This window comes from Paenibacillus sp. FSL H7-0357 (assembly GCF_000758525.1).
GTDB lineage: Bacteria > Bacillota > Bacilli > Paenibacillales > Paenibacillaceae > Paenibacillus_AQ.
In genome coordinates, this window is the sequence record NZ_CP009241.1 from 4,771,128 (window position 1) to 4,789,942 (window position 18,815).

Annotated in this window: 17 protein-coding genes; 1 reads left to right on the forward strand and 16 read right to left on the reverse strand. The window is 51.2% G+C overall.

The window, feature by feature from the left end:
- Nucleotides 1-178: 178 nt before the first annotated feature.
- From hslU to H70357_RS20790, 8 genes are all read right to left on the reverse strand, one after another.
- Nucleotides 179-1,579, reverse strand: coding sequence for an ATP-dependent protease ATPase subunit HslU (gene hslU / locus H70357_RS20755; RefSeq protein WP_038593546.1), 1,401 nt, complete (start codon nucleotides 1,577-1,579; stop codon nucleotides 179-181).
- Nucleotides 1,580-1,612: 33 nt separating this feature from the next.
- Nucleotides 1,613-2,155, reverse strand: a complete 543-nt coding sequence (hslV, locus tag H70357_RS20760) for an ATP-dependent protease subunit HslV (RefSeq protein ID WP_038593549.1) — start codon at nucleotides 2,153-2,155, stop codon at nucleotides 1,613-1,615.
- Nucleotides 2,156-2,285: 130 nt separating this feature from the next.
- The gene (trmFO, locus tag H70357_RS20765) at nucleotides 2,286-3,644 is read right to left on the reverse strand and encodes an FADH(2)-oxidizing methylenetetrahydrofolate--tRNA-(uracil(54)-C(5))-methyltransferase TrmFO (protein ID WP_038593553.1); all 1,359 of its coding nucleotides are present in this window, start codon (nucleotides 3,642-3,644) and stop codon (nucleotides 2,286-2,288) included.
- A 24-nt stretch (nucleotides 3,645-3,668) separates the two neighbouring features.
- The gene (gene topA / locus H70357_RS20770; protein WP_038593555.1) at nucleotides 3,669-5,765 is read right to left on the reverse strand and encodes a type I DNA topoisomerase; all 2,097 of its coding nucleotides are present in this window, start codon (nucleotides 5,763-5,765) and stop codon (nucleotides 3,669-3,671) included.
- 99 nt (nucleotides 5,766-5,864) lie between these two features.
- On the reverse strand, nucleotides 5,865-6,983 hold the full coding sequence (dprA, locus tag H70357_RS20775) for a DNA-processing protein DprA (protein ID WP_038593558.1): 1,119 nt from the start codon (nucleotides 6,981-6,983) through the stop codon (nucleotides 5,865-5,867).
- A 228-nt stretch (nucleotides 6,984-7,211) separates the two neighbouring features.
- A complete protein-coding gene (gene sucD, locus H70357_RS20780) occupies nucleotides 7,212-8,141 on the reverse strand; it encodes a succinate--CoA ligase subunit alpha (RefSeq protein ID WP_038593560.1) in 930 nt (309 codons plus the stop codon).
- 66 nt (nucleotides 8,142-8,207) lie between these two features.
- On the reverse strand, nucleotides 8,208-9,365 hold the full coding sequence (gene sucC / locus H70357_RS20785) for an ADP-forming succinate--CoA ligase subunit beta (protein WP_038593563.1): 1,158 nt from the start codon (nucleotides 9,363-9,365) through the stop codon (nucleotides 8,208-8,210).
- Nucleotides 9,366-9,713: 348 nt separating this feature from the next.
- Nucleotides 9,714-10,178, reverse strand: coding sequence for a MarR family winged helix-turn-helix transcriptional regulator (locus tag H70357_RS20790; RefSeq protein WP_038593568.1), 465 nt, complete (start codon nucleotides 10,176-10,178; stop codon nucleotides 9,714-9,716).
- A gap of 147 nt (nucleotides 10,179-10,325) precedes the next feature.
- Between H70357_RS20790 and H70357_RS20795 the strand changes: the two genes are divergently transcribed.
- Nucleotides 10,326-10,754: an organic hydroperoxide resistance protein gene (locus tag H70357_RS20795; RefSeq protein ID WP_038593571.1), complete on the forward strand. Its 429-nt coding sequence runs from the start codon at nucleotides 10,326-10,328 to the stop codon at nucleotides 10,752-10,754.
- 122 nt (nucleotides 10,755-10,876) lie between these two features.
- Here H70357_RS20795 and H70357_RS20800 read toward each other — a convergent pair whose 3' ends face one another.
- The 8 genes from H70357_RS20800 to ylqF all read right to left on the reverse strand — a co-directional run bounded on the left by H70357_RS20800 (nucleotide 10,877) and on the right by ylqF (nucleotide 18,786).
- Nucleotides 10,877-12,673: a YifB family Mg chelatase-like AAA ATPase gene (locus tag H70357_RS20800; RefSeq protein ID WP_038593574.1), complete on the reverse strand. Its 1,797-nt coding sequence runs from the start codon at nucleotides 12,671-12,673 to the stop codon at nucleotides 10,877-10,879.
- A 195-nt stretch (nucleotides 12,674-12,868) separates the two neighbouring features.
- Complete coding sequence (locus H70357_RS20805; RefSeq protein ID WP_038593578.1) at nucleotides 12,869-13,378, reverse strand: metallophosphoesterase; 510 nt, start codon at nucleotides 13,376-13,378, stop codon at nucleotides 12,869-12,871.
- A gap of 66 nt (nucleotides 13,379-13,444) precedes the next feature.
- Nucleotides 13,445-13,858, reverse strand: coding sequence for a hypothetical protein (locus tag H70357_RS20810; protein ID WP_038593581.1), 414 nt, complete (start codon nucleotides 13,856-13,858; stop codon nucleotides 13,445-13,447).
- 134 nt (nucleotides 13,859-13,992) lie between these two features.
- Nucleotides 13,993-14,379: a YraN family protein gene (locus tag H70357_RS20815; RefSeq protein ID WP_038593584.1), complete on the reverse strand. Its 387-nt coding sequence runs from the start codon at nucleotides 14,377-14,379 to the stop codon at nucleotides 13,993-13,995.
- Nucleotides 14,376-14,675, reverse strand: coding sequence for an EscU/YscU/HrcU family type III secretion system export apparatus switch protein (locus H70357_RS20820; RefSeq protein WP_038593587.1), 300 nt, complete (start codon nucleotides 14,673-14,675; stop codon nucleotides 14,376-14,378). The genes H70357_RS20815 and H70357_RS20820 overlap by 4 nt, the downstream gene beginning before the upstream one ends.
- Nucleotides 14,672-17,035, reverse strand: a complete 2,364-nt coding sequence (locus H70357_RS20825; RefSeq protein ID WP_038593590.1) for a hypothetical protein — start codon at nucleotides 17,033-17,035, stop codon at nucleotides 14,672-14,674. Before H70357_RS20825 ends, H70357_RS20820 begins: the two co-directional genes overlap by 4 nt.
- A gap of 60 nt (nucleotides 17,036-17,095) precedes the next feature.
- Complete coding sequence (locus tag H70357_RS20830) at nucleotides 17,096-17,707, reverse strand: ribonuclease HII (protein WP_038593593.1); 612 nt, start codon at nucleotides 17,705-17,707, stop codon at nucleotides 17,096-17,098.
- 218 nt (nucleotides 17,708-17,925) lie between these two features.
- Nucleotides 17,926-18,786, reverse strand: a complete 861-nt coding sequence (gene ylqF / locus H70357_RS20835; RefSeq protein ID WP_038593595.1) for a ribosome biogenesis GTPase YlqF — start codon at nucleotides 18,784-18,786, stop codon at nucleotides 17,926-17,928.
- Between the last annotated feature and the right edge of the window lie 29 nt (nucleotides 18,787-18,815).

The following is an 18,815-nucleotide window of genomic DNA, read 5'->3' on the forward strand; positions in this document are numbered from 1 at the left end:
GCCCTATCTTTTCTGAAAAGAGAGGGCTTAAAGCATGGTTTTTCAATTATTTACCTTTTTCGTTCCAATATCTAACTTTATTTAGCATATAGTGACATAAAAAGGTTGATTTCCAGCGACTTTTGTCATGTCACTACTTCCATATACCTAATTTGAAGTAATTTTGGAGGCTGTCGGATTAGAGGATATACTGACTTAAATCGCGGTCTTGTGCGATTTCTGACAGTTTTTCACGAACATATTCCGGAGTGATTACCATTGTTTCGAGAGTCAATTCAGGAGCTTCAAAAGATAGGTCTTCCAGCAGTTTCTCGAGAATGGTATGCAAACGACGCGCACCTATATTTTCCATGTTCTGGTTCACAGAGGCTGCAATTTTGGCAATTTCCTGGATCGCTTCCGGCTGGAACTGAATTTCAATATTTTCTGTCTTGAGCAAATTAACATATTGTTTCGTCAGCGCATTCTCCGGTTCAGTCAATATGGAGACGAAATCCTCCAGTGTTAGACTGCTCAGCTCCACACGGATCGGGAATCGCCCCTGAAGCTCAGGGATAAGGTCGGAAGGCTTCGCAATATGAAAGGCTCCCGCTGCCATAAACAGAACATAATCCGTCTTCACAGGTCCGTATTTAGTCATCACCGTAGATCCTTCGACGATAGGCAATATATCACGCTGCACCCCTTCACGGGAAACATCCGGTCCAGAGCCTTTGCCCTGGCTGGCAACTTTATCGATTTCATCGATAAAAATAATACCGGACTGCTCGGCACGGGACACGGATTCCTGAATGACGTCGTCCATGTCAATCAGCTTGGCCGCTTCATCCTGAATCAGCACTTTGCGTGCTTCTTTGATCGGCAGCTTGCGTTTTTTGGTCCGCTTGGGCAGTAGACTGCCGAACATTTCCTGCATGTTCATTCCCATCTGGTCATTGCCTTGTCCGGCAAACATGTCCAGCATCGTAGGGGCGGTATCCTCCACGTCGATTTCAATGATGTCGTCTTCCAGCTGCCCTGCCAGCAGTTTGAATTTGACACCTCGCCGGCGTTCGCTGAGCGAACCATCCTCGGGCTCTTCCTTTGTATCTTCGGAGCTTGTGTTATTGCCGCCGAAAATCATTTCGAAGGGATTCCGCTGTGACTTGTTCTTGGAAGTAGACGGAACAAGGATCGAGACGATCCGTTCATTTGCCAATTCCTCAGCCCGGTCTTTCACCTTCTCTGTCCGTTCAAGTTTAACCATACGGATGGAGGTCTCCACCAAATCACGGACCATGGATTCCACATCGCGCCCCACATAACCAACCTCGGTAAACTTCGTAGCCTCTACTTTGATGAACGGGGCATTTACAAGCTTGGCAAGCCGGCGGGCGATCTCAGTCTTCCCTACCCCAGTTGGACCGATCATCAGAATGTTTTTTGGAACAACTTCATCCCGCAGCTCTTCAGCAAGCAAACTGCGGCGGTAACGGTTACGCAGTGCAACTGCCACCGATTTTTTTGCCTGCTTCTGGCCAACGATATATTTATCGAGCTCTGCTACGATTTGACGCGGTGTAAGCGATTGATTACCCATTATGACTTCCTCCCTCTTTCTGCGGCGCCGTGCCTATAATTGTTCAACAATAATATTGGAATTGGTATATACACAAATCTCGGAAGCGATTTGCAGTGCTTCCCTGGCGATTTCGGCAGCTTCTAAATTCGGAGCATGGCGTTTCAGCGCACGTCCTGACGCCAGTGCAAAGTTGCCTCCGGAGCCAATGGCCAAGACATCATCATCCGGTTCAATGATTTCACCATTGCCGGAGATCAGCAGCATTCCCTCTTTATCCATCACAATCATTAAGGCTTCCAGCTTGCGCAGGATGCGGTCCTGGCGCCAATCCTTGGCCAGCTCCACAGCTGCCCGCTGCAGATTGCCGTGATGCTCCTCCAGCTTGCCTTCAAACTTCTCGAATAAAGTAATCGCATCGGCCACGGAACCCGCAAAGCCAGCGATTACTTGTCCTCTGTACAGGCGGCGGACTTTTTTAGCCGTCGTCTTCATGATGACACTTTCTCCAAAAGTAACCTGACCATCGCCGGCTATTGCCGCATGGCCATTATGTCTAACCGCACAAATTGTAGTCGCATGAAAGCTGGGTAACATGATTTTGCAACCTCCTAAAAGTTTTGTGAGCTTCGCACCTTGAATCTCTTCGAACAAAACTGGCTTCGAAAGCATATACCTTAAGTTTTGTGGGATGCCATTGCAAAAGAACGGCTTAACACACCCTAGTTTATGACGGGTTTGGTTCTGTGATCTCCGGTTCTGTGTAGGGAAGTCCTGTGCGGGCAGCGAAATCGGCAATACTGTCCAGTGCACGGTGAGCCAGAAATTCATTTTTTTCCTTCTTGCTGCGGATTTTCTTCTCAAGCTTAGGAAGCAGGCCGAAGTTGGCATTCATTGGCTGGAAATGTTCTGGATCCGCGGAAGTGATGTAAGCAGGCATGCTGCCCAGCACACTGTCCTCCGGGAAGATCAAGCCCTCCTCGCCAAGCGCAGCTCTGGCCGCGTTAATTCCGGCGATCATTCCGGAAGCAGCTGATTCCACGTAACCTTCGACACCCGTCATCTGTCCGGCAAAAAACAATCTTTCTTTGCCTTTCATCTGATAAGTCGGATGCAGCAGTTTGGGAGAATTAATAAAAGTATTGCGGTGCATTACGCCATAACGGACATATTCCGCATTCTCAAGACCCGGGATCAGCGAGAAAACGCGTTTCTGCTCCCCCCATTTAAGATGGGTCTGGAATCCAACCAGGTTGTACAGTGTACCTGCAGCATTATCCTGACGCAGCTGCACTACTGCATGAGGCAATTTTCCAGTGTGGGGATTCATGAGTCCTACCGGCTTCATTGGACCGAACAACGCCGTTTGCTTGCCGCGCTTCATCATTATTTCAATCGGCATACAGCCTTCAAAATAAATCTCTTTCTCAAAATCTTTAAGTGCTGCGGTCTCGGCCGAGATCAGCGCATCATAAAAAACATCAAATTCCTCTTCCGTCATCGGACAGTTAAGATAGGCCGCTTCCCCTTTGTCATAACGGGAGGCCAAATACACCTTGCTCATGTCGATGGTGTCTTTCTCCACAATCGGCGCTGCAGCGTCATAGAAGTAGAAATACTCTTCACCGAGCAGCGCTTTAATCTCAGCAGACAAAGCCGGAGAAGTCAGCGGACCGGTCGCGATAACGACAATCCCTTCCTCCGGTATATGCGTAAGTTCTTCATTTATGACTTCCACCAAAGGATGATTGTGCAGCGTCGAAGTAATTTCACCCGAAAATCCGTCCCGGTCTACGGCAAGCGCGCCGCCGGCAGGAACCGCATGACGGTCTGCAGCACCCAGGACCAGCGAATTCAACCGCCGCATTTCTTCCTTTAATACACCAACGGCATTACCAAGACCATTTGCACGCAGGGAGTTGCTGCATACCAGTTCAGCGAACTGATCCGTGTGATGCGCAGGCGTCTTTACAACAGGTCTCATTTCATATAGTCTGACCGGCACTCCGCTCGAAGCGATCTGCCATGCGGCCTCACTGCCGGCAAGACCGGCGCCTATTACTGTTACTTTAGCTGTTTCTGTCAATTTCCTTTCCTCCTGTAGCGACTATTATTCTGCTAATTCTTCGTTGTCCAATACAGCCTCTGTATGATCGCACGAGGTGCATTGCAGCTTGGTCCCTTGTTTGTTGCGCTTCTCAACCATCCAGGAGTTGCATACAGGGCATGGTTTAATGGAAGGTCTATCCCAGGAAACAAAATCACAGCCTGGATACTGATCGCAGCCGTAGAAGACGCGTCCCTTTTTGCTGCGCCGCTCAACAACCTTGCCTTCATGACATTTCGGACAGTTTACTCCGATATCCTTCACAATCGGCTTGGTATTGCGGCAATCCGGAAATCCTGAGCATGCCAGAAATTTCCCGAAACGTCCCAGCTTGTAAACCATCGGCTTGCCGCATTTCTCGCAGAGCTCGTCGGAGACCTCATCTTCAATCTCGATCTCTTTCATTTCTTCTTCCGCGAAGATTAGCCGCTTCTCGAAAGACTCGTAAAATTCGGCAAGTACCTTCACCCAATCCTCCGCGCCTTCTTCTACATGGTCAAGATCCCCCTCCATATGTGCTGTAAATTCCACATCGAGAATTTCGGGGAAAAACTCCTCCATCTGCTCTATAATCAGCTCACCAAGTTCAGTAGGCATAAATTTCTTCTCTTCAATAGCCACATAACCACGCTTCTGGATCGTTTCCAGCGTTGGTGCATAGGTACTTGGACGCCCAATACCCAACTCTTCCAGCGTCTTAACAAGACGTGCTTCTGTATAACGCGGTGGAGGCTGAGTGAAATGCTGTTTGGGTTCAATGTCCTGTTTAGTCAGATCATCTCCGGCTTTGAGCGGAGGCAGAAACTTCTCTTCATCTGTTGTTCCATCATCATTACCTTCTACATAAACCTTCATAAAGCCCGGGAAAGAAACCTTTGAGCCTACGGCTCTGAAGACAGCATCGCCTGCGGCGATATCCACGGAGAGCGTATCTAAGAGCGCAGAAGCCATTTGACTGGATACAAAACGCTCCCAGATCAGCTTATACAAGCGGAATTGATCGCGGCTCATATATTCTTTAACGGTCTCCGGCTCGCGGAATGCTGAAGTAGGGCGGATCGCTTCATGCGCGTCCTGCGAACCTGCGGCTTTTTTGGAATACTGGCGAGGCGACTCCGGCACAAACTTCTCGCCGTATTTTGCCCCAATCAGTTCCTTGGCTTCATCCTGTGCCGTTGTGGACAGCCGGGTGGAGTCAGTACGCATGTAGGTAATTAAACCGACGGTGCCTTCTTTGCCCAGCTCCACACCTTCATAGAGCTGCTGTGCCACGGACATCGTCTTGGCCGCACGAAAGCCCAGTTTACGTGCAGCTTCCTGCTGCAATGAACTTGTCGTAAACGGTGCAGAAGGATGGCGCTGCCTCTCCTTCTCTTTCACTTCATTTACTTTGAAAGCGGCGTTCTTGATAGCTTCCAGAACTTCCAGAACATCGCTTTCCTGGCCCAGCTCTTTTTTCACTCCGTTCAGCTTATGAAACTTCGCTTCAAAACTGGAGTCACGAATGCCGAGCTTTGCGGTGATGCTCCAATATTCAGTTGGGACGAAAGCGGAAATTTCATTCTCCCGGTCCATAATGATCTTGACTGCAACCGATTGAACCCGTCCGGCCGACAAGCCTTTTTTGACTTTCTTCCATAATAGTGGGCTAATCTTGTAACCGACAAGGCGGTCAAGAATCCGCCGGGCCTGCTGTGCGTTCACAAGATCCATGTTGATTTTGCGGGGTGTCTTAAAAGCATCCTTAACTGCTTGTTTGGTGATTTCATTAAAAACAACACGGCACTCCTCGGTATTATCCAAATCCAGCGCATGCGCCAGATGCCAGGCAATGGCTTCACCTTCACGGTCCGGGTCAGCCGCCAGATAGACTTTTTTCACTTTTTTGCTGGCGTCCTTGAGTTCCTTCAATATGGACCCCTTACCGCGGATCGTGATATATTTGGGACTGAAATCATTCTCTACTTCCACGCCAATCTGGCTCTTTGGCAAATCTCTGATATGTCCCATTGAGGCCTTTACGATATATTTACTGCCTAAATATTTGCCGATGGTCTTCGCTTTTGCAGGCGATTCGACGATAACTAATGCATCCGCCATAGGTTGTTCCTCCTAAAAGTTTTGTAAGCATAAGCTTCCTGGAACTGCTTCGGGCATATCTGAATCCGAAAGCATACGCTTAACACAATCTCTTCTATATTAAATTACCTTATAAATTGCACCCGGTAATTGTGTTACCGCTTTTTTTATGATTAAAGATAACAGAACTGAATGCAAATGTCCAAAATCCCATCTCGTTCTACCCAACAGCTCATCCAACGTAAATGGGCCTTGATGCAGTATATGGTATAGGTGAGACTCCTCACTTGTCAATTTCTTTTCTGCCGACTTGTCTCCGTTTTCCAGGTTAAAGAGCTCTTTCTCTCTCTGTTCCACCGACTTTACAGGCAGATAGGATATGTATTCTTCCACGATGTCGTGAGCGCCGGTCACTAATTTTGCCCCTTGTTTGATCAGGTCGTTCGCCCCCCTGCTTTTGGGTGAAGTCACTGGACCCGGCACGGCAAAAACATCTCTACCGGCCTCCAGGGCGGCATCGGCAGTAATTAGCGAGCCACTGCGGCTGTCCGCCTCTACGACCACCGTCCCAAGGGCAAGGCCGGCAATAATCCGGTTGCGCTGTGGAAACAAGCCTGGGTGGCTTTTAGTGCCTATTGGATATTCGCTGATTACAAGTCCATCCTGTGCGATTTGATGTTCCAGTTCCCGGTTCTCTGAGGGATAGACCTTATCCAGTCCTGTCGCGACCACCGCAATCGTACTCCCGCATCCACGAAGGGCCGCTTCATGGCATACACTGTCGATCCCCCGGGCCAGTCCGCTGACCACAGTAAGGCCTGCCCCGCTCAGCTGCTCTGAGAGCGTCTCCCCTATCTTACGGCCATATGCCGTAGGCACACGGGTACCAACCATGGCAATCGCCGGGCGGGAGGCCAGGGCGAGGCTGCCTCGATAGTAGAGCACCCACGGCGGCTGCGGTGTCTCTTTCAGAAGCCCGGGATACTCATCGTCGAGCAGAGTTACCATTTCTACTCCGCTTTCTTTCATTAGAATGTGACGACGGTGAATCCACTCGGAAGTATATACAGCTTCGAGACGCTGCGACATTTTCCCGCTGATTCCGACACGTTCCCAATCACCGGCACCACAGGTAAAAGCCAAATCCGTCAACATACCCGCTCGACGAATTTTGTCGATACTCTTCCAGCCGATGCCTTCCACTTCATTTAATCCAAACAACAAATATCGCGAATCCATATGCACATTCTCCCTCGTGAGGAAGGTCAGCCTTCCCTATTTTGTGATACCTGTGTCAGAAATGCAAGTTACAGTTCCTTAAACGTCTATACGGCAGCAGATTTGAACGCAAAAAAAGCAACCTTTTATCCCCATGAACAGGAACAAAAGGTTGCTTACCTTTGAACATATTATACACGATGCCCTGCTAAAGAACATACGTATGCTGATAAATATAATAGTAGAAACTTAGCTTCCGGTAAAGGCGCTCAGAATGCCGCGCTCTTCCAGCACGCTTACAAGCGTAGAGCCCATTTCTGCCGGAGTTGGAGCCACCTTAATACCGCAGGATTCCAGCACGGCAATTTTTTCGCTTGCCGTCCCTTTTCCTCCGGAAATAATCGCACCTGCATGGCCCATCCGTTTGCCGGGAGGTGCGGTAACCCCGCCGATGAAACCAACTACCGGTTTGGTCATATTTTCCTTGATCCATACAGCAGCTTCTTCCTCCGCCGTACCGCCGATTTCTCCGATCATAATGACCGCCTTGGTTCCCGGATCCTCATTAAAAAGCTTGAGAATATCAATAAACTCCGATCCCTTAACCGGATCTCCGCCTATCCCTACTGCCGAAGACTGGCCGATGCCGCGCTCAGTTAGCTGATGCACCGCCTCATAGGTCAAAGTTCCGCTGCGTGAGACAACCCCTACGTACCCCGGAGTATGGATGTAACCCGGCATAATGCCGATTTTACACTCTCCCGGTGTAATCACACCCGGACAGTTCGGACCAATCAAAACCGTAGAACGACCTTCCATGTAACGCGATACTTTCACCATATCCAGCACCGGTATGCCTTCTGTAATGCAAATAACCAGTTCCAGCCCTGCATCCACTGCTTCCATAATGGAATCGGCAGCAAACGCCGGTGGCACATAGATTACACTCGCAGTTGCCCCGGTCGCTGCTTTGGCCGCTATCACCGTATCAAATACAGGAAGGCTGACCTCACTACCGTTCTCCAGCGTGATGTTCACCGTCGTGCCGCCTTTGCCCGGGGTAACCCCGCCTACCATTTGCGTACCGTAATCCAGCGCTCCCTTGGTATGGAACAAGCCCGTCGAACCTGTTATGCCCTGCGTGATGACTTTCGTATTTTTATCTACAAGAATGCTCATGTTTTAGGTCACATCCCTACTTAGTTTGTCGAATACGAGCACTGGCGCTCAAAGGCCCAGCCGCGATTACACAAGAGCAACAATTTTCCGGGCACCGTCCGCCATGGAGTCGGCAGCAACGATATTCAGTCCGGAACCGGCAAGAATCTGCTTGCCCAGTGCCACATTGGTTCCTTCAAGACGCACGACGAGCGGTTTGGTCAGACCAAGCTGCCGGGCCGCTTCCACGACACCCGTGGCGATAACATCGCAGCGCATAATTCCACCAAATATATTGACGAAAATGCCGTTGACTTTATCATCGGACAAAATGATTTTAAAAGCTTCGGTAACCTTCTCGGTCGTCGCACCGCCCCCTACATCCAGGAAATTGGCCGGTTCGCCGCCGTAATATTTAATGATATCCATTGTAGCCATCGCAAGTCCCGCGCCGTTGACCATACAGCCGATGTTGCCGTCAAGGGCAATATAGCTGAGATCGTATTTCGAGGCTTCAATTTCCTTCTCGTCCTCTTCATCTAAGTCCCGCAGCTCCAGAATATCCTTATGCCGAAACAATGCGTTAGAGTCAAAATTAAGCTTGGCATCCAGAGCCATTACATTCCCGTCAGCTGTAACGACCAGCGGATTAATCTCCGCAATGGAGCAATCCTTATCCACAAAAGCCAAATATAGCGCTTGCATGAACTTGACAGCCTTATTCACCAGTTCTGTCGGAATAGCAATGCTGTACGCCAGTTTACGGGCCTGGAAAGTCTGCAAGCCTACTGCAGGATCAATGATTTCCTTAAAAATCTTTTCCGGATGAGTGGCCGCTACCTCCTCAATTTCCGTTCCGCCTTCTTCAGAAGCCATCATGACCACCCGGCCGGAGCCACGGTCCACAACGATTCCAATGTAATATTCTTTCACAATCTGGCAGCCTTCTTCAATCAGCAGCCGCTTTACAACCTTGCCTTCAGGACCGGTTTGATGGGTCACCAGTGTCTTGCCAAGAATCTCTCCGGCATAAGACCGGACTTCGTCAAGCGACTTCGCTACCTTCACACCGCCGGCTTTTCCGCGTCCGCCTGCATGAATCTGCGCTTTTACCACCACTACCGGTGTACCCAGCGATACTGCAGCTTCTACTGCTTCCTCCACTGTATAAGCTACTTTTCCGTTCGGTACGGCTACGCCGTACTTCTTAAGTACTTCTTTTCCCTGATACTCGTGGATATTCATACCGGAAGCCTCCTAAAGTGTTGCGGTGGCTTAAACAGGCAGCCTGCAGCCATTCCGCTTTCCGTTTTGATTGTCCAAAGCCGGGTCCAGACCGGTTTATTGCTACATATTCCGGCACAAGCAGAAAACCTAACCGCATCTAATAGAAACGGCGTGGCTTCTGCCAGTGACACAAGCTTTGAAATACAGATTTTCATCTATATTTAGCTATATGTCAGAAAAGGAAACCCAGAATATTGTAACATGTTTTAAAAGCGCTTTCCTCAAAAACTTTCACTATTTGCACACACATTTTCGCTTGATTTCATGCCGGAATGCGAACGATTATATTGACACAGCTTTCAAGAGCTATTTAGAGGCATTAATGTTAGCTTCGTGTACACGAGCCAGAAGGTCTTTAAACTGGCCCAGCAGAGCAACAAATTCATCTGCCGACAGCATCGTTCCTTCCGCCATTTTCCCCGGAATGCATGCCGCTTCACCCTGCAGTGCCCAGCCCTTTTCTGTCAGGGAAATCAGAACCTTCCGCTCATCCTGCAAGGAACGTTCACGCAGAATCAAACCTGCTGCCTGCAGCCGTTTCAATAGCGGCGTTAAGGTACCGGAGTCCAAAAAGAGGGCTTCGCCCAGCTCTTTAACCGTACACTGCTGTCTTTCCCAAAGCACGATCATTACTAGATACTGGGAGTACGTTAAACCGATCTTGTCCAGGTGAGGCTGGTACAGCTTCGTAAATTCGCGCGAGCAAGCATAGATGGTAAAACAAAGTTGATTATCAAGCATTAGCTCAGGAGTTGTCGTTGTCTTTTGCATTTCTTCTTCACCTGCCTTTATCACATTATTTTATCACAATTCATCCGTAATATCATGTTAATAGCGAAAAATAGATTGACTATTATTTTAATTGTGTTAAATTAAGTTGTGTACAATACTTTATCAAATGAACGGGAGCGGATAATAATGATGACTATTCAACAAAAAATGTATGAAACTACAGTTAAAGCAGTAGGCGGAAGAAACGGAACTATTGAGTCGGAGAACCCTAAGCTGGCTCTTACGATCAGCACTCCCCGCGAAATGGGCGGCGCCGGTGGCGAAGGCACAAATCCTGAGCAGCTGTTCGCTGCCGGATATTCCGCTTGTTTTGACAGCGCGTTGAACATGGTGGCCCGGATGGGCAAAGTGAAGATTGAAGGCAGCGAAGTTACCGCTACTGTAAGCTTCGGCAAAGTTGAAGACGGGGGTTTCGGCATCGCTGTGAAGCTTGATGTTCTGGTTAAAGGCGTTGACCATGAAACTGCAACCCAGCTTGTAGAAGCCGCCCACGGCGCCTGCCCATACTCCCGCGCTACCCGCGGCAACATTGAAGTGGAAATAAACGTACTGTAAAGAATCTGCGTCTTTCCAATCATTCTCGGAATGAGAACAGAACAAGCCGTCCATTGGCTATGGGCGGCTTGTTTGCCGTTAATATATATCATCATTCGTAATAGACTATATACTATAAATCGCTAGTCCTCTGTCATGAGCTGCCTGTCCAGATTACGGTACTGCACCGCCTCCGCCAGATGTGCAGAGACAATGTCTACGGATCCTTCCAGATCGGCAATCGTCCGGGCCAGCTTAATAATCCGGTCATGGGCCCGCATGCTTAAGCCGAGACTTTCCAGAATGGTATGCAGCATCAATGTGCCTTCCCTGCCCAAACCGGCATAACGGCGCAGTGCCGCACCGGATAGTTCACTGTTCCAGGATATCGGCAGAGCCTTATATCGCTCTGTCTGAATAGCCTGGGCTTTCAGAACCTCTGCGCGTATCTCTGCCGAAGATAATGAAGGCCCCTCACCACCCCAATCCTTCGGACGGGGAACATCCACCTGCATATCAATCCGGTCCAGCAGCGGTCCGGAAATCTTAGAGCGGTATTGTGCAATCCTCGCAGGACTGCAGGTGCATCTCTGCTGCAACCCTCCGCTTCCCAAATACCCGCAATGGCAAGGATTCATAGAGCAGGCCAGCAAAAATTGGGCGGGAAAGGTAAATGCAGCGCGGGCACGGCTGATCGTCACTACCCTGTCCTCCAGGGGCTGCCTCAGAACCTCTAGTACATTGCGCGAGAATTCCGGCAGCTCATCCAGAAAGAGAATACCTCGATGGGCTAAGCTGACCTCACCCGGCTTGGGAATCCCTCCACCGCCAATAAGCCCTGCCGCAGAGATGGTATGATGGGGCGAACGGAACGGGCGCCCCCGCAGCAACCCGCTGTGGGCATCCTTAAGCTTGCCCGCCGCGCTGAAAATTTTGGTCACCTCCAGGGATTCACTGTCATTCAGCGGCGGTAGAATACTAGGAAGACGTTTGATGAGCATCGTTTTCCCCGTTCCCGGTGGCCCCATCAGGATAATATTGTGCATCCCCGCCGCCGCAATGGTTAAAGCCCGCTTCACATGATTTTGCCCTAGAACATCACTGTAATCCTCCAGCATACCGTTGTCTGCAGTTAAGACAGATCCTTCATACATCACTGCCGGTATATATTTCAAATGATCCAGCGTAAGCGCCATGACCGGTGGACGCTCGCTGTTGGCAAGACCGCTGCTGACGGAAACCGGAAACGGCAGCGGATTTTGCAGGACAGTCTCCTTTGTCACAGCTACAGCTTCAGCAGCAGCCAATCCTATTGGCAGACAAGATTTAGTTTCGACTGAGCCGCTCGATTCATCAACACCCATTGTATTCACACTTACTATTTGCTGCTCTACCCCGCTTCTCTTTGCGGTGTCCGCCAGGTTCATTACCGATTCCTGTTCAGGCTGCGGCAGCTGCCGCAAATGCTCTATCGCATACACTGTGATCCCGCTGATTAAAGCGGCCTCAGCAGCATTGCCCAATGGCACCAATACAGCACGAAATCCGCCGCGCCGCGCTGCTTCTACCATCGGCAGCACACCTGTCACAGGGCGCAGGCTGCCGTCGAGCGCCAGTTCGCCGATCAGCAGCAGCTTTTCTGCCTCAGGCATCACCAGTTGGCCGCTTGTCGTCAGAATGCCCAGGGCAATAGCCAGATCGAATGCCGAACCTTCCTTACGCAGATCAGCCGGGGCTAAATTGACCGTAACACGCTGCTGAGGGTAACGATAACCGCAATTTTTGACCGCCGCACGCACTCTTTCCACAGCTTCACGAATAGCAGAATCAGGCAATCCAATGATATTCGTCTGTGGTAAACCGTTGGCCAGATCAATTTCAACACCGATCATCACACCCTCAATCCCATACAGGCAGGCGCTGTGCATTTTTCCATACATAAAAAAACACCTCTTCTCCTGAAGTACGCCGAAAATAAGCGTTGTCGTTTCAAGAAAAAGGGTGCTTCCTCATTTTCCGAGATTTTATTATAACCAGTATACAAATGATCTGCAGACATGCGCAATAGCTGAACGGGAGATCACCACTTCAGCTTATTTGCACAAATGTGAAAGGGCATTTAAAAAGGTGATAAATTAACCCTCTTCACTTACCACCACAGCATCCCTAATTTGCTCAAAAGAGAGCGGTTTGTAGCCCCAATGCTCCACACAAATATTAAAATGATTGTTTCCTTCATATTTCTGTCCATGAATATGACCATGCACATTCACGTAAGGCATATGTTTGTTCATATACATCGGTTCATGTGAAAGAAAGAAGAAATCCTTGTAGATCATCGGGTATTCACTAACCTCGTTGAAGCCCGCCTCCAGCCACCATTTGCGGCTTCGTCCGCGGTCATGATTGCCGAGAATCAGAATCTTGTAGCCGTTCAGTGAAGACACTATCCCCGTCGTCGCTTCCAGGTTCATAAATGAAAAATCCCCAAGGTGAAATACCGTATCCCCTTCGCCCACCACGGAATTCCAGTTCTCGATCATCGTCCGGTTCATCTCCTCCACACCACTGAAGGGACGTGATTCAAAATCAATAATCAGCTTATGCCCAAAATGGTGGTCTGAGGTAAAAAATACTTTAGACATTTGTGCACACCCAACTTTCACGGAAACTCTGTACATTCTGATTTCTCAATTATGCTGAACTTATTTTTATTTACGCCATTCCCGTTTGTTGGAACGCTGGTTTGCATCCAGCTGAATCAATTCGGCGAGTGGCGGAACTTCTTCATGATCAATAAGCCATTTACGCATTTCCCTAATTGCCTCCACCTGTCCATTGCCCTTATCCCGCCAGGTTAGCAGCTCTATCACTTTAATAACCAGTGACAACAGGCTGCTGCTGTCGCTTTGGCTCTTTTCGGCCCGAATCTTTTGGATAAGTGCCTCATTCTCCCAATCAATCAATATCTCCTCGGCAATGGCTGGCCGCATAACGGTGAAGGTTTTGTTGCATTGGCTGCAGCAGACAACGGATAAAGGCTCTCCGCCTAAATCTACAGCGATCTTCTGTTCACATTCTTGGCATGTAAAACTTACTTGTATATCAAATGGTTGATTCCTCATGCGGACAACCCTCCTCATGGCAGCATTAAAAGTTACAATAATGTTTACCCATTTCCCTTAAGAAATGACCCATGACACGGAAGTAATGTCAAGACATAAGCTCTAATACGGACATTAAATCGACAAAAAGCTACTTAAAATGCCTCGCGAATATGCCTTAGAGCAGCGATACTCGTATCGTCATTCAGTAATACTGAAATCACATCAAAGGAGACCTGCCGTTCTTCCTGACCTGTGGCATGCAAATAGACCTCTGCCGTATTGCGCACCTGCCGTATTTTGCGGGTGTTCACAGATTCCTCGGGTGTCCCCTGCTGAGGGTTTCCGCTGCGGCTCCGTACTTCCACGAAGATCAGCCTGCCTTCAAGCTCAGCAATGATGTCAATCTCGCCGCTGCGGCAGCGCCAATTGCATTTTATAATATCGTAACCTTGGGAAGTCAAATACATCACAGCAGCTTGTTCAGCTGCTGTGCCTTTTTGTTTGCGGCTATACCGCCCGCCTGTGCCGTTCTCCCTCACTTGAGCCTCCGCTCTCCTGCAGAACGGTCACTCTGGTAGATATAGCTTAGAATCTCCGCCACCAAATGGTACAGCTCAGGAGGAATCTGCTGATCGAGGTCCAACTTCGACAGGACCTCCACCAATGCTGCATCCTCCTGAACGGCAACCCCGTTCTCCTTGGCCCGCTGCAAAATCATATCTGCCACAGCGCCTTGCCCTTTGGCCACAACTACCGGGGCTTCGCTTTGGCCTGGAGTATATTTCAGTGCAACAGCCTTCTTAAGGTTCTGTGAAACTTCATTTGGCTCACTCATATCCGGTAATCGACTCCTTTGTAGGAGTCAGGAACATAGTCTGCCAGCTTGGACACAGTCTTCATACCGGATGCCGCAAGCGAGCCGGGCTCCGGCAAGGGCTCTGTGCGCAAGCTTAAAAGCTGGTAGCCTATTGACTCCACTGCGGATTGGACATCCTCCCGCCGATCCTCCAGCAGTTCAAGTACCCAAGGATCATTATTATGCACCTTGAGGCTTACGATCCGGTCGACCACTTGGACGTCAACCAGCGTCTGTCCCAGCTGCTTCATATCCAAATCGAACCAAAGCCGGCAGTTCGCCGCATCCAGTTCACCCTTGCGGCCACGCCGCGACTGAATATGGACAGAAGCCGTTTCCTGTCCATCCTCGCCCCGCAGCGGCAGAAACAGCGTCACCTGTGCGAACGGTGCCGTACGGTCCGTGTTGAGCAGCAGCTGCTGTCCCGTCAGCTGCTGCACAAGCTGGCCTGCGGCTTCCTTCACCGCAGGCGGCGCATCGCTGCTCATCACCTGCAGCAGCACGCCCTTCAGCGTGTCGGCGGCATCTTCACCCGCCGCCGCACCGCCCTGCAGCGCCGCCAGCGGCAGCGCTGCCTCACGCGTTCCCGCGGCCGCTGTCACAGGCCGCGCATCTGCGCCGGCTGCGAAGCCGCCGCGCACCGCCTGCTGCTCGTGCTCCGCGCCGAGCAGCTTCAGCACCCGCCCCACCCAGGACTCCGTGTCCTGGGTGGCAGCGGGCCCCGGCTGCGGCGCTGACGCAGCAGCCGGGCTCTCCCCGCGCGGCGCTGACGCAGCAGCCGGGCTCTCCCCGCGTGGCGCTGACGCCGCGGGGGCCTGGGTTTGCCCCGCCTGCGTCAGCGGGGCTGCATTGCCCTGCGGCGGCGCAGCCGCAGGCGCTGGCACTGCCGCCGGTGGCGCAGCCGCTGGCGTTGACACTGCCGCCGGTGGCGCAGCCAATGCCGCCGGTGGTGGCACTGCCGCCGGTGTTGGTGCCGCCGCTTGCGCCGATGCTGCCGCCGGCATAGAAGCTGCCGTTGGCGCAGGGCTTCCGCCCGCAACGTTAGCGGGCGGCGAAGCGGCGAGCTGCGGCAGTGTGCCGCGCAGCTCGCTGAGCACGCCCTGCAGCTTCGTTAGCAGCGCCGTGCCGGACTGCTGCGCTGCCGGTCCACCGGCATTGCTTGCGGCAGCTTGCGCACGCTCCGGCTGAGCTGCGGTCCCCGGCTTGGCCGCATTCGCCGCAGGCTCCGCCTCTGATCCGGCAGATCCTGCACCGATTCGTACCGCTGCAGGATCTGCTCCACTCTCTTTCAGCCGCGCCGCAGGATTCTGCGTGTCAGCTCCTTCAGCCGAACTCCCTGAAGCCGCATTTGCTGCCTTAGGGAGAACACCCGCGTCGGCAGATTCGTTGTCTGCCGGCACAGCCGCAGCAGTACCTGCCACGTTCTTGGCTGCGGCTTCAGGATTAGTACCTTCGGCTTCGGGTGTGTTCGCGGCCATCGCTGCCGCAGCCTGTTCACCCTTCCCTGCGCCAGCCTGCGCTGCCGTAGACTGCACAGCTGGTTTGGCCCCGTCAGCAGCTTCGTCCGGCATAGCAGAAGCCGCTAGGGCAGCTTTAGCCGCTGCCGGATCAACATCAAGCTCTCCGCCTGCCACAGCAAGACCAGTACCAGTATTGCCGGTAGAAGAAGGGGCAGCAGATCCGGAAGGAGCCGTAAGCTTCTCCGAACCAACTATGGCCTTTCCACCCTCCCCTTCACTTTCCTGCTGTGCCCAGAGCGTAAGCTCCGTTTCAAGCTTGGTCAGCAATTCATGCAGTTTCGGACCAAACACAGCCTGCTGCAGCCCCTTCACGCTCTCCGCTGTCACAGGCAGTCCCCGTTTCACCGAGATCACTGCCGCTTCCAGCCACTCCGAAGTAGGCACGCCCTGCGGCTTGGCGTTCATCACCGCATCGAGCTTCGCCGCCGTCTCTTTGGTCAGGGGCAGGCCTCCCGATTGCATGGCCTGAATAATCTCCCGTCCTGCCTTGGAATCTGACAGCCCAAGTGATTCCAGTGCCTCCCCCATGCTCTGAGATGATGCAAGAGCTGATTCGCCAAGGGAGACCGGCTTCAATACGGGCAGCCCGCCCTCACCCGGAGGCGCAACCTGCAGATTTAAGGTTTGTCCAGGCTGCAGCGGAGTTTCCAGCTCCGCACGGACAGGCGTGCCTTGGATCTGTACGACCGCTTCTTTGCCGGATTCCGACACACTGAGGACTACACCACGAACGACCTGGCCTTCCTTCAGTTCCAAAGACTTGGCTTCTCCCGGTTTACTGTCTCCGAGCAATCCTCGAATCAAAGATCCGATATTCATGCCGTTTTCTCCTCCCTTCGTTTAATGTCTTCTTAGTATATCGACATTTGAGTTCTTTTTTTAAAATAACGTCTGCTGCTCCGCCAATATCCGGCTGATGAAGCTCCGCCGGTGCATAGGCGTTGGCCCCAGGGCCACAATTTGCTCGCGGTGAAGCTTGGTCGCGTAGCCTTTATGTATTTTAATCCCATAGTCCGGGTATAATTCCTCCCACAAGCCTTCACAGAGCCGGTCACGGGTCACCTTCGCCACAATGGATGCCGCAGCTATAGATTGACTATTGGCATCTCCTTTAATAATTGAACGCTGAGGAAACGGCAGATCCACTTTTTCTGCATCTATTAGCATGTAATCCGGCGTATGGCTCAAGCCCTCCACCGCCTTCTTCATCGCCAGCCGCGAAGCCTGTTTAATGTTAATTTCATCAATCACCGCAGAGTCAACGTGGCCAACACCAACCGCCAGCGCTTGCTCCATAATGAGCTCAAACAAAACATCTCTCTTCTTGGCGCTCAGCTTCTTTGAATCGTCAACACCCTCTATAATAAGGCCTTCTGGCAATATCACCGCTGCGGCGACAACATCCCCGAACAGACAGCCTCTGCCCACCTCATCTACACCGGCAATCCGGCAAAACGACTGCTCCCAGCCTTCTTTTTCGTATAACAACATATCTGTAGTACTCACTGTTCATCCACCGCCAGTTTCACTTATATTCAATCCTACTGCTGTTTAGCTTATCATATGAAGCCTTCAGGGGGCATCCCTCTTTAAGTTAATAAAATAAATCTGCATAGGACCCATTTCAATCATGCTTCAAAAACAAAGACAACAAAAAGAGCCACCCCAAAAAGTGGATGGCTTATAATCCAATCATTATTTTACCGTGCTTAAGGCATCTCCAGGGTAAAGGTTCCAAGCTTTCCTGCCCGCAGTTCATGGAGTAACGTACGTGATGCCTTCTCCAGATCCACTCGCCCGCCACTGATGAGGCAGCCACGTTTACGCCCTATCGCTTCCAGAACGGCAACGATCTCATCGGGGTTCTCCAGATCCTCAGGAAGCTTATCAATCCCGAAGCGTTCCTTAAACCGGGAACCATAATCCGAGACCAGATATTTGACAGCATAAAAGGCGATATCCTCGACGTTCAGAATCTCCTCTTTAATAGCTCCGGTTACCGCAAGGCGGTAGCCTACATCCTGATCCTCGAACTTTGGCCACAGAATACCCGGGGTATCCAGAAGTTCCAGATTTCCGCCCGTTTTGATCCATTGCTGGCCCTTTGTGACCCCTGGGCGGTCACCGGTCGCAGCGATGCTCTTGCCTGCCATCCGGTTAATGAGCGTCGATTTGCCCACATTGGGAATCCCCACAATTAGTGCGCGCATCGCCCGCGGATTCATCCCCTTAGCAATTTGCCGATCAATTTTCTCCTTCAGCAGCAGTTTAACCTGTTCAGGAATTTCCTTCACACCTGTTCCGGTAGACGCATCTACAGGATGGGCGACATGCCCCTGGGCTTTGAAGTACGACAACCATTTACGCGTCGCTTCTGGATCAGCCAAATCTGCTTTATTCAGAATAATCAATCTCGGCTTGTCCCGTAAAATATCGTCAATCATCGGATTGCGGCTGGAAAGCGGCAGACGGGAATCGAGCAGTTCTATTGCAACATCTATCAGCTTCAGCTTATCCTCAATTTGCCGTCTAGCCTTCGTCATATGACCCGGAAACCATTGAATGGCCATTGCCGTCACCTCCTTTGACTTCTGTCAGC